This window comes from Paenibacillus sp. M2 (genome assembly GCF_046713495.1).
Classification (GTDB): domain Bacteria; phylum Bacillota; class Bacilli; order Paenibacillales; family Paenibacillaceae; genus Paenibacillus; species Paenibacillus amylolyticus_B.
In genome coordinates this window covers 262559-275128 of sequence record NZ_CP169648.1, presented here as the reverse complement: position 1 = coordinate 275128, position 12570 = coordinate 262559, and the positions used below count along the sequence as shown (strand labels likewise).

Below are 12570 nucleotides of genomic sequence, written 5' to 3'. Positions count from 1 at the left end.
GCGTGAACTTGCGTCACATAGCTTTCCGGTAGTCACTTGGCGCTACACCCACCACATTCTTGAAAGCCCGATTGAAGGAATTATAGTTGGTATACCCCACTTCTTCACTGATCTCCTGAATGGCCTTATCCGTCTCCTGCATGAGCAATTTGGCTTTTTCGATGCGATGACTAATGAGCAGATCCACAAACTTCTCCCCAATCTCATCCTTGAAAAGCTTGCTCAGATACTTCGGATTAATATCGAATAGATCACTAAGGTAGTTCAGCGACAGATCGGGATTATTGTAATGCTCTTCAATGTATTTTCGAATCTCGAGAATATGAGATCTGTGTTTACGCGAACATTGCAGCGTCTTCATCTGCAGGGCCAGTTCCCGGAACCCTTCCCAGCACAACTCGCGCAAATCGTCTAACGTCTCCCAGCCCTCAAGCCTTGGGAGAAGCGGGGTGAATATAGCGGCCCACGAATCCTGGTACTCCCGTGGAAGTTCGGCGAACTCCCGATTGTAATGTTGAAATAACAATTGGATCGTATTCATAATCTCCTGACGGGACAGGACGGACTCACTGATTTGTTCAAAGAGTCTTTCAAAATGCTTTTCCCAGATATCGTCCGATAAACGCATCGCCTGTACCAGCAGTGAGATGGTCTTCAGGAACTCATACACATCATTGGTCGAATTCGGCACATCGCTACACGGAATGATACGATTTATCCCCAATACAGCCTTGTACTCCAGCGCGTGCATAGCTTCTTTCAATGAAGCTCTCAACCCCCGAATATCGACAGCAACCCGACCAACACCAATGGTGACGGTGAAGTTCAGATACTGATCGATTCTGTCCAGATAACCAGCGAGTAATCGATGCTCAGTCTCCTCGGCCTGTTCCATTTCCGGCATCCAGAGGATGGCGTACAGACGCTGATCGGAGATCCATTCAGTCCATACTTCCGTTCCTTCATGGCGTGCACTCTCCTGCAGAATACTGGACAACACGAATTTCAGGAGGGATTGGTCCTGATGATGATACTCCGTCACAAATGCATCATACCTATCCATTTCGATTACCATGACGGCCCAACGATGCTCCATCTCAGGCAGTTTGAACTTCTTCATCTCTGCTGTCAGCTCTGTGCTCGTAAAGTCTCGTGTGCCTTCCAGCAACTCCTGAAAGAACATCCTTTTCTGCAAAATCAGATTCTCTTCATGCTCCTCCTGATATTGTCTCGTCTGGTCAATCATGCGTTCCAGCGTTGTATGGATGAAACGGAATTCATTCTCTTTGCCATAGTTCAGTCCGGATTGCTTCTGCGAAGAGACGGTCTGAATTAACGTGACAATCTGCTGAATCGGCTTGTAGTTTCTGCGGGTCACATAGATCACCCACACCACGCCAATCAACACAACCACTACAGCAAAAGCAAACCAGATATTATAAAATTGCAGAGCCCATTTGACGATTTTGCCGTTATTGAGACCTGTCTGCACCTTCCAACCGCTATAACTCGACGTAAATTCAGAGAAGACTTCTCCCGATGTGGTTTTTGTGGAAGCTGTGATCCCTTCTGGTATGCTGCCATCCCACAGATTGCCGCCTGAACGGTTGAAGATGTTCACAAACGTAAATTCCGGATCATACATCTGCATGATGGACTTCCTCAGGGTACTCAGGTCCACGTTGGTGACTACAAGTCCCTTGCCGTTCCCTACACTTCGTACAATTGTAATTACCTGCTCCGTTGCTTGTGAAGGGAAAGCCCGGAATGCTCGTGCCCCTGCCCACTTTTGTTCATCCCTCGTTCGGCTATCTGCAATAAAGTCTGCATCCGGGAACTCTTCAATGGGAACAGCCTTCCCGTTACTGAAGACCGTGCCATCTCCATATCGAACAAGATATATCGAATCGATCAGCGGATACTCTATTTTCAATTCATCAACTACCTGGACCGCCTGAATGCCGGCATACACATCATCGCTGCCAGATACCGAGAAATAATTCTTCAAGTTAGGGTTGGTCAAAATCTCACGCAGTACCTTGAAGTCAATGGAGCGCAAAGAGTTGTCCAGATATTGTGTGACCTGTGAGGCCAGAAATTCATTGGCCTTGAGCGCTTCTCTACGGTTCTGTTCATTGAATACTTGAAAGAAAATAAAGAATAGAATGGTCGTCACAATAAAAAAAACAGGCAGATACGATAACAGCAAACGTCTAAACCAATTGTTGTTCATCTCCGAGATCCCCCCACCATTACTGTTCATGCTGAATGACGACAAACATCTGTGCTGATCGCTAATTTTCCATAAATATTCAGTACATTATATCGGATGACGTGGGGTTGTCATAGGAGAAGACCATCCCGGTCACGGGTGACAGACGGGACAGCCTCTATATTCAATCCTTCAATTATTGATTCTTCTCAATGGCACGCTGGTAGATCTCAAGGTAATTACTCAGTCCGAGACCATCGAAGCCTTTGACATACGAATCCCATTCCTTATCAATGCTCTTGCTGCCAATAATGAACTGCGCCATATTCGTCTGCACATAATCCTTGATGGCAGTAGTCAGTTGTGCAGCTGATTCCGTATCCTCTGGACGGATAAACACGTTCGCAGGGTATACTTCTTTTGGTGCATAGGGTTCATACACATTGGTAGCTTGCGCCAGACGTGTACCATAACCCTCTGCTTCTAAAGGATTCTGCCCTTCGGCAAACAGATTACGGAACGAGTTGGACAAGTCATGTGCTCCGATCTGTGACCAGCTCTCGTTCACAACAACGTTCGGATCACGCTCAGGCAGGTTGTAGTAACTGTATTTGGCAGGCTCGCCATTGATGTTTTTCTCATCAGCATCTGCCTTTTTCCAGCCCTTGCCTTCGGTTGGTCCATACTCCGCGTACAGCGCACCTTCTTCACTGAACATGTAGTCTACGATTTTAATAGCGGCAATCTGCTGTGCTTCTGTCGCTTTGTTCGTGATGGCAAACTCAAACTCACCCACGCTCTGCGTGGCGCCTGTTGTCTGCACGCCATCCGGCCCTTTCAATGGAGGGACAATATCCCAGTGCTGGTGACGAGTGATGTCTTTGTCATAGGTATTTACGAGATAGCTGACCAGCGCCGTTGTAATGGAGCCGACCACTTCATCGCCTTCTTTGTTCCCCAGCTGTCCAATCGCCTGATCGTTCTGCGTGAAGGAAGCTGGATCAATCAGGCCATCTGCATACAGCTTGTTCATGTACTCCAGCCCTTTCTTCCATCCTTCCTGATTGGCGGCAAAACTCACCTTGCCATCGTTCACGATCAGGTACTTGTCGTTGTCATTGTATATGAAACTATTCATCAGATAGGCATCAATGTTGCCATTCCATACATACTTGTTCGGTGCACCCGTAAGTGGAATCTCGTCCGCTTTCCCGTTACCGTTGGGATCCTGTGTCTTAAACGCCTTCAGAACGGTATACAGTTCATCGGTTGTTGTTGGCATTTTCAGACCCAGATTATCGAGCCATTCTGTGTTGATCCAGTATTTCTGTGCATACGTACAGTGGTAACATTCATTGAAGATCGGCAGTGCATAGATGTTGCCATCCGGCGCCGTAATGGCTTCTTTGAAGTATGGCTTCTCTTCCATAATCTTGGTCAGGTTCGGACCATACTCCTTAATCAGATCTTGTAGCGGAAGGAACACGCCCTGTTTTCCATAGGTTTGAAGGTCTGAGGTGGTGAACTTGCCGTGAAGAAACACTTCGGGATAATCACCACTAGCCAGCAGCAATTGTCTGCGATCCTGCAAGGCGTCCGTTGGGGCCAGATCCCATTTTAGGGTAACGTCGAACTTGTCTTCGATAAATTGGGTGAATTCATTCTCTTCCATGGACGCTTTGCCTTGCGGAGCAAAAAGGGTCATGGTTACAGGACCGCCGCTCTCCCCGCTACCGTCGCTACTTCCACCCGACTCCTCGGATGAACTGCATGCGGACAACAAAGCCATCGAAGCAAAGACCAGAAACAACATCGAAATCCAAGATTTTCTCAATCTGACTCCTCCTTTTTGTTCATAACGGCAAATTATTGACTTGTACTGCACGTGTATAAAATCGATCCCGGAAGCTGGCGTGTTCCTTCCACCTCCTTTCAAGAGGCAACCGGGCTTAACTCACAAGGATTAACCTTTCAGGGAACCAACCATGACCCCTTTAACAAAATGCTTCTGTACAAATGGATACATGATCAGAATTGGAATACTCGCCACAACGATCAGTGCATATTTCAACACCTGCTCAAACCCTTGGTCCCGCATCTGTTGGCTGGTATTGGCGAGCATCGCCGGATCAGCCGCATTCAGGATGAGCAGATTGCGAAGCACGTATTGCAGAGGGAACAATTTCTCGGAACGCAGGTAGATCAGTGCATCGAAGTACGCATTCCAGTGACCTACGGCATACATGAGTGTCATGACTGCCAGAATGGGCTTTGATAAGGGAAGAACTACGCTGATCAGATACCGGATATCCCGGCAACCGTCCATTTCGGCGGCCTCCCCGAGTTCTTCCGGGATGGAAGATTGGAAGAAAGTCCTTGCCACGATGACCTGGAATACTGCGAGCGCCCCGGGCAGCCACATCGCCCAGCGTGTATCCAGCAAGTGCAAGTCCTTCATCAAGAGGTAGGTGGGGATCAGACCGCCATCGAAGAACATTGTGATCATCATGAAAATGATAATGGCTCCTCGTCCGTAGAATGACTTACGGGACAAGGGATACGCCAGCATGACAGTCAGCGTCACGTTAATGAACGTGCCCACCACGGTGTAAATGATCGTGTTATAAAAACCGAGCATAAGCTGTTGGCTTTTGAAAATGGAGATGTACGCCTTGATGTTAAAGTCGACCGGGAACAGCCACACCTGGCCGGATGTCACGGCTCGTGAAGAGCTGAACGAAGAACTGATGATATACAAGAGCGGGTAAAACACCGTTAGAAGTATGGCGAACAGAAAGATGTAGTTAAGTGTCATGAAAATGCGGTCACCAAGCGGGTCCTTGATCCGGTTACGATTAATCAGGTTGAACATGGATAAGCTCCTCCTTTACCACAAGCTGTTCTGGGATACTTTGCGCGATATGCCGTTGACGATAACCAGCAGGATCAAGTTGATAATGGAGTTAAAGAACCCTACTGCCGAGGAGAAGCTGAAATTGGCTCCGATCAGACCCACCTTGTACACATACGTGGAGATGACCTCCGAAGCGCTTGTGTTGAGCGGATTCTGCATCAGGTATATTTTCTCGAAACCCACGCCCATAATGCTGCCCAGACTCAGAATCAGCATGATAACCGTGACTGGAACGAGTGTTGGAAGGTCAATGTGCCATATTTTCCGAAGCCTTGATGCGCCGTCCATCTTTGCTGCTTCATAGAGAGATGGATCAACACCAGCAAGAGCTGCGATATATATGATGGATGAATATCCCATGCCCTGCCACACACCTGACCAGACATAGATCGATTTGAAGTATTCCGGAATGCCCATGAAGTTGGTCATTGGGAAGCCGAGCAGTGTGAACAGCTTGTCTACCACGCCCACATGTGGGGAGAGCATCAGAATGATAATGGATACCATGACAACGGTTGAGATAAAATGCGGAGCGTAAGTGACCATTTGCACGGTCTTCTTGAAGTAACCCGTTCGAATCTCATTCAGCGCCAGCGCCAGCAGGATGGGAATAGGGAAACCCGCAATTAAGGAATAGAAGCTAATGCCTATCGTGTTTTTGATTAACAGCCAGAAGTTTGGAGATTGGAAGAAGGCTTCAAAATGTTTGAATCCAACCCACGGGCTTCCCCAGATTCCTTTGACCACACTGAAGTCCTTGAAGGCAATCTGGACACCCACCATAGGGATGTACTTGAAGATCAACAGATACAACACCGGGGGCAGCACGAGCAGGTAGAGCTCCCAGTGTTTCTTGAGGCTTTTGATGAATGGATGCTGCCGCTTGGGCTCCACATGTTTACTCTGCTGGAGTTCCATCTTGGCGGGTATGCTTTCCGTAGTTCGACTCATTTGCGTCACTCCTTCTACACCTCAAGTGTAATAATACATTACATTTACATCCCTTAAACATCCTTTTTTCTGTTCTTAATTTCTTGTCAAACATAATTGATGTAAACATTCATATCAGGTAGCGCTTTCTTGATTTGATAGTACATCGCACGGTAAACTTTTATCAATTTGCAATTTTCTCCGACTTCTCTTTATTCCATAAACCCTTGTGTGACAAGCAATTTGGAGCTGTTTTTGGTGGGATATATGTCCCTTATGTATGAATATAAAAATTCCGGAGGTGGTTATACCTCCCCCGGAATTGACATGGCTTTCTATGCGCTTGTGACCAGCCTGAACGTATGTGTGATCGGCGCTTCATTAATTGTAGCGGATTGTGGCAGTTCCACGAGAAGTCCGTCTTCCGTCTGTTGATACGAAAGTACGTCATCGCTACCGACGAGTTCGATCCGCTCTACCTTTTCCAGATAAGGAATAATTAACTGTGGTTGTACGGTCTCATTCTCGTTTCGGTACAAACGGAAGGCATATACGGTGTTGATCTCTTCCTTCTGCGTGAAGGCCCAATCTTTCGTAAAATATGGCCCGCAGATCCGGGTTCCATAGACACCTTCTCCATGAGTACCCAGCCATTCACCGAGGCCCTTGATGCCTCGAATTGCCCCTTTGGGCAGACGCCCATCGGGTTGTGGTCCTACATTCAGCGCCAGGTTACCACCCTTGGACACGACTTCGAGTAGAATATGTGCCAGCTGTCTTCCCGTTTTGTACTGATCATCGAATCCGAAAGCAAAGGAGTTTCCTACGGTAATACAGCTCTCCCATGGAATGTTCATCGGATGTTCCGGGATGGTCTGCTCAGGGGTAACAATATTCTCATACGGTCCACCGACGGTACGATCTGCGGACAGCAGCCAGGGCTGAGTGGTCTGACGCGCCCGTTCCACGACTTCTCCAAGCCTGATATCCTGACCATGGCGACCTTCACGCACCCAGCCGGCATCCAACCACAGACATTCGATCCGCCCGTAATTGGTCAGCAGTTCCATGATCTGCTCATGTGTGAACTCCACGAATTTCTCCCACAGCCACGGATACTTATGGGGATCATACGAAGGGCCGCGCCACATATGACGTCCACGCTCCATACCCGGTGCCCAGTAATACGGGGTATGCCAGTCCGCTTTGGAGAAATACGCTGAGATGCCGAGTCCTTTAGCCCGAAAAGCGTCAAACAGTGCTCGACAGATGTCCGCATACTTATGGGTATGAAAAGGCGTGTCCTTGCCCGTAATCCGGTAATCGGTTGTCTTCGTATCCCACATGCAGAAACCATCATGGTGCTTGGTGGTGAACAGGAAGTATTTGAACCCGTTATCTGCCGCCATCTGTGCCCATTCCTCAGGCTGGAAACGAATCGGATTGAAGGTTTTGTTGAGATCGAAATATTCCCGTTTGAAGTCTTCCATGTCATCCGTCCAGTCGATGTCATCACGAGACCAATCGCCATCCTCGTCGCTCAGCGCCCAGGACTCCACGAGACCAAGCTGGGAATACGGCCCCCAGTGCATCATCAGCCCCAGCTTCTGGTCCTTGAACCACTCCAGCCGTTCATTCAGCAGCGGTTCCTCCGGTCTGATCCACTCTTCCTCTTTGCTAAAATTGTGCACCCCGGCTTCGACAATCTGCTCTTCCTGCTCCAGTACGGTTTCTTTGGTTTCGCTCATCCTGTTTCATCTCCTCTGGATTAGATAAAAGATAAACCATGCATGTTACGCCTGATCACTCCGAGTGCAGTACCATCTTTCGATCGCTGTTATCCCCAGATTTTTTGATTATTTTCCTAGAGGGAAAATCCGGGGATAAGGCGAGCGCTCCGCTTCTTCAGATTGGATCTGCACTCTTCGTTATGGCGTAAACGGTATGTTTAACTATTATGGGGCGTAGTAACTTTGTTATTTCGATTGCGGTGCCATCTTCAATTCCTATGAATCCCATATTCTCCGCTTGCCTCCAGAGGAATATAAACTGGCTGATCCTGGCAAATGGGTAGAAAATTTTTTAAGGAACTCAGGGCGTCTTATTTGGTCCTTAGGTCCTCTTTTTGAATTGTAAGGAACATCAGACACGTTATTTCCCGAAATTGGCTGATAAGAACGCTATATACTGCTGTTTAGTCTGATATAGCGTGTGTCAGGTTCCTTAGATTTCTGAGGGGGCTTCGAATCCTTAAATAAGATGTCTGAGATTCGTTAGCGCTCGCTCCCATGCTTTATTCCAACCGCAAGCAAATAGGACGACTCCAAATCTCGCCCGGAGTGGAGCTTTTCATTGAGAAGGGAGCGGAAATGCTCATAACTTTCAATGCCACGGGAGCAGTAAGGCAGCCACGTGGAGCACCCACATCCAGGCGATACAATGCCAACATTTACAGCGTGATTTCGCGGCCTTGGCGTGCCGATTCGTAGATGGCGCAGAGCATTTTCATCACTTCAACGCCATCCTCGACGGGACTAAGTGTTTCTTTGCGGCCCTGTGTGCTGTCGATAAAATGGTTGATTTCATTGCGAAATGAGCCCATAAAATCGAATGATTTGAAATCTACCTGTGGCGTCATGTTCAAAATGGTATTGAATTTCTCGCCAATAATCGAAATTTCCGGTTCCAGCTCGGCACCGCCTTTGTCGCCATAGAGTTTGACCGAAGTCTCATCTGCTTTGGCATGGAGCGTGAAACTTACATCCACGAGCAGGCTCGCGCCATTTTCGAAACGAATCAGGGCATTTGCCATATCCTCAACAGTGTTCTGTTCCGCGTCATAGTCTGCCGCTTTGTAGAACGACAGATTGTTAATGTTCGAGCGGTTCCCCAATCGGTTGGACACGTTGGCGGAGACGGATTTCACCTTCGGTCTGCCCATCAGATACCAGCAAATATCGATTACATGCACACCGATATCGATTAGTGGGCCGCCGCCGGAGCGGTTGATATCGGAGAACCAGCCACCCGGATTGCCCAGACGACGCAGACTGGAGGCTTTGGCATAATAGATCTCGCCCAGTTCACCCTCGTCGATAAACTTCTTCAGAATCTGTGCATTGTCACTATAACGGCGAACAAAACCAACTTGCAGCAGCTTACCACTGCGATGAACGGCTTTCTCTACCTCGAGGGCATCCTCCACCGTTTGGCAGAGTGGTTTCTCACATAACACGTTTTTGCCTGCGTCCAGCGCAGCAATGCTAATCTCGGCATGAGAATCGTTCCATGTACAGATGCTGACGGAGTGAATCTCGGACAGTGCGAGAAGTTCCTTATAATCGGTAAACACATGTGGTGCATTATATTTCTTCGCCACTTCTACGGCACGTTCTGCATTCAGGTCGCAGATGGCATATATTTCAACGTCAGGGTTACTGGCATAGGCTTGTAAGTGGCAATCGGATATGGATCCGGCACCGATGACGGCGACTTTCAATTTGGACATAGAGCTGATTCCTCCATAAATAAAATTAAAGTTCTGCAGAGTAGACGTTCCGGTTGCGAATCGTTCTTCCGATCACTCTTATCCCCAGATTTTTCACTCACCTTTTTGCAAAGGGGAAATCCGGGGATAAAGGCGCACGCTTCGCTTCTTCAGAATCGATTTCGCCCCCTCCACTACTTTTTCTGAGTGAATTAACTTTCTTTTTGAGCCATACATAACAAGTCATATTTCATTTAAAACAAGGACTCAGCCCTATGCCTCTTCCCATAGGCGGCGGACATTATCCATGGCAATGCGTGAGGCAGTTCTGCAATCCTCCATGCCTTCAAATTCAACCGAGATATATCCGTCATACCCGGATTGTTTTAACACACGGATAACTTCAGGCATGTTAATATCGCCATGGCCCACAATGGCACCGCGCAGGTAATTGCCATGCGAGGTTTGGAACCAGCCTTCACCGGGGTTCCGGTAGGAAGGTCTCCAATAGAAGTCTTTGGCATGCACAATCGACGCGTACGGGATATTATTTTTCACAGCACTCACCGGATCTTCATCCACACAGAGGAAATTGCCAACATCCAGGGTAGTCTTGAAGTTCTCCCGCGCCGTTTCGTGGAGCAAACGCTGAATTCGCTCACTCGACTGCACATAGTACCCATGGTTCTCAACGCTGGTTGTAATTCCAAAACCCGCAGCATAATCGGCTATTCGCTGACAAGCCTTCACCAGTACCGGCAGGTCGATCTCGAACTGTGCTACGGTTCCTTCTGGTGCGGGGCGGAAAGCCACGTCATGACGCATCAGTTTCACACCTAACGCGGCAGCCACATCCACATGTCGCATCACATTCTGGATCTCTTGCTCCAACGCTTCGGCGTCCTCCTGCACAGCAAAGTTTGCGCCGATAGCATAATTGGAAATATCGATTCCTACCTCTTTTGCCACAGCTTTAATCTCATCAATCAACTCCGGATGTTCGATCAGACTGAATCCCATTGGAACAATCTCCACATGTTCTCCGCCCTGATCGGCGATCCAACGAATGGCATCTGGCACGGTTAATTCTTTGCGATCCAATGCTTGTTGCAGACTGTAGGTGCTGAGTCCAACTTTCATTTTTCCTCATCCTCTCCTGTAGTCGATGTCCATACCCAACGTATACCTTTTTCCGGCGGACACGACAATTCTCAATAATCGTTTGGCTCACCTATTTTCCTTTTCCTAGCCCAAATCCGGTGTATCTACCAACGTTACGGCCAGTTCTGACGTCTGATGAAGCTCAAATACCATGATTTCATTCTCACCTTCGCGAAGGAGTGGGGCAGGTACGTACCATGTTTTTTGCGGTCCTTTATTCCAGTAGCGACCCAGATTGAATCCGTTTACAAAGACAACACCTTTGGTCCAGTTATCCAGACGCAGAAAAGTATCTCTTACACCCGTTACTTGAAAACTTCCCCGGTAAAAGGCTGGCCCTCCCCCCACTCTCTCTCCTTCTTCATCCCCTGCCGAAAATTTCTCGCTAAATCGCAAACCCGACAGATCAGTTAATGGCAGACAATGAATCGTCCAATCAAATAAAAATTGAAAGCCATGTCGCACCCCCTCCGTAATGCCCTTTGGATCTCTCAGGTACGGGCCATAGTTGATTCGCCCCATATTTTCAACAAGGATCAATAGATCTGCGCCCTCTGGCGGTACTTCAAACGAAATCGATACTGCTGTATTCCCCCGTTCTAGCACGCCCTGAAATTGACCATCAACAAACACAAGCGCACGGTCACGCACCTCCTGAACCAACAGTTCCTGTCGCTCCCTGGGCCCGGATATTCGGGTTTGATAACAAATAAATCCATAATCCTGACCCAGCTTCTCCATCGGTTCTGGATTCGTGCGTTGCACCAGGGCTGATATCCGGTCCAATTGTGTAAATAATGACGCCTGCTGGTTCAACTCCACTCGCCCATAGGCGAGGGTCCCCTTCGATTCTGGCAGCACAAGCTCACCCAAGTCTTCGCCGCTATACTGAGCAATAAGGTCCCTCACCGCATGGAACTTCGCTGTCGGCTCCCCCGATTCACTGAGCAGTGAATCGTAGTCGTAACTTGTAATCGTCGGTTCATATTGATCCTTCTGCTGACAGTTCGCCCCGTTGTAAAATCCGAAGTTTGTTCCGCCGTGGAACATATAAAAGTTAACCGAAGCTCCTGCTCGAAGCATCTCCTCAAACACACCAGCCACATCTGCAGCTTCTCGGGTGTGATGCGACTCGCCCCAGTGGTCAAACCAGCCGTTCCAATACTCCATGCACATTAAAGGTCCATCCGCCTGATATTCACGCAGCTTGGCAAACGCTCCCTCCGTTCCTGATCCAAAATTAACTGTAGCCAGATGCCCCGGGATTGATCCCGCTTGCAGCATGTGGTCTGTCGGTCCGTCCGAGGTAAATAACAACACATCCATACCGCGTGCTACCATGCCATCACGTAAATATTGCAGGTAACTCGCGTCGTTCCCGAAGCTGCCGTACTCATTTTCAATTTGCATTGCAATAATCGGCCCGCCATGGGTGCTCAGAAGAGGTTTCATTTTGGGCAAAAGCACATCATAATAACGATCCACATTCGCCAGAAATTTTGCATCATTACACCGAAGACGGATATCATCAGCTGCAAGCAGCCAGGAAGGTAATCCGCCAAATTCCCACTCCGCACATATATAAGGACTCGGACGTACAATTGCATGCAGACCCACATCTCCTGCAATGCGAATAAAACGTTCCAGATCAGCCATGCCTTCAAAACAATACTGCCCCGGCTGCGGCTCATGGACATTCCACGGCACATACGTTTCCACTGTATTGAAACCGCAGGCTTTCAGCTTGATTAGCCGATCCTCCCAATACTCGGGGACCACTCTGAAATAATGGATGGCACCGGACAAAATCCGAATGGGCTCGCCATCATACATAAATTGTGAACCTTTATACGTTAGCAACGCCAT

8 protein-coding genes are annotated in these 12570 nt (G+C 48.3%); all 8 read right to left on the bottom strand.

Annotated features, from left to right (window positions below):
- Positions 1 to 13: 13 nt before the first annotated feature.
- On the bottom strand, positions 14 to 2233 hold the full coding sequence (locus ACETMN_RS01280) for a helix-turn-helix domain-containing protein (protein WP_411735660.1): 2220 nt from the start codon (positions 2231 to 2233) through the stop codon (positions 14 to 16).
- Positions 2234 to 2408: 175 nt separating this feature from the next.
- Positions 2409 to 4046, bottom strand: a complete 1638-nt coding sequence (locus ACETMN_RS01275; RefSeq protein ID WP_091012103.1) for an extracellular solute-binding protein — start codon at positions 4044 to 4046, stop codon at positions 2409 to 2411.
- 129 nt (positions 4047 to 4175) lie between these two features.
- Positions 4176 to 5084: a carbohydrate ABC transporter permease gene (locus ACETMN_RS01270; RefSeq protein ID WP_091012102.1), complete on the bottom strand. Its 909-nt coding sequence runs from the start codon at positions 5082 to 5084 to the stop codon at positions 4176 to 4178.
- Between the two features lie 15 nt (positions 5085 to 5099).
- A complete protein-coding gene (locus ACETMN_RS01265) occupies positions 5100 to 6077 on the bottom strand; it encodes an ABC transporter permease (protein WP_091012100.1) in 978 nt (325 codons plus the stop codon).
- A gap of 314 nt (positions 6078 to 6391) precedes the next feature.
- Positions 6392 to 7804, bottom strand: coding sequence for an alpha-L-fucosidase (locus tag ACETMN_RS01260; RefSeq protein WP_091012098.1), 1413 nt, complete (start codon positions 7802 to 7804; stop codon positions 6392 to 6394).
- A gap of 701 nt (positions 7805 to 8505) precedes the next feature.
- A complete protein-coding gene (locus tag ACETMN_RS01255) occupies positions 8506 to 9564 on the bottom strand; it encodes a Gfo/Idh/MocA family protein (protein WP_091012096.1) in 1059 nt (352 codons plus the stop codon).
- A 252-nt stretch (positions 9565 to 9816) separates the two neighbouring features.
- Positions 9817 to 10683, bottom strand: coding sequence for a sugar phosphate isomerase/epimerase family protein (locus tag ACETMN_RS01250; RefSeq protein ID WP_411735659.1), 867 nt, complete (start codon positions 10681 to 10683; stop codon positions 9817 to 9819).
- A 105-nt stretch (positions 10684 to 10788) separates the two neighbouring features.
- Positions 10789 to 12570: a beta-galactosidase gene (locus ACETMN_RS01245; protein ID WP_411735658.1), complete on the bottom strand. Its 1782-nt coding sequence runs from the start codon at positions 12568 to 12570 to the stop codon at positions 10789 to 10791.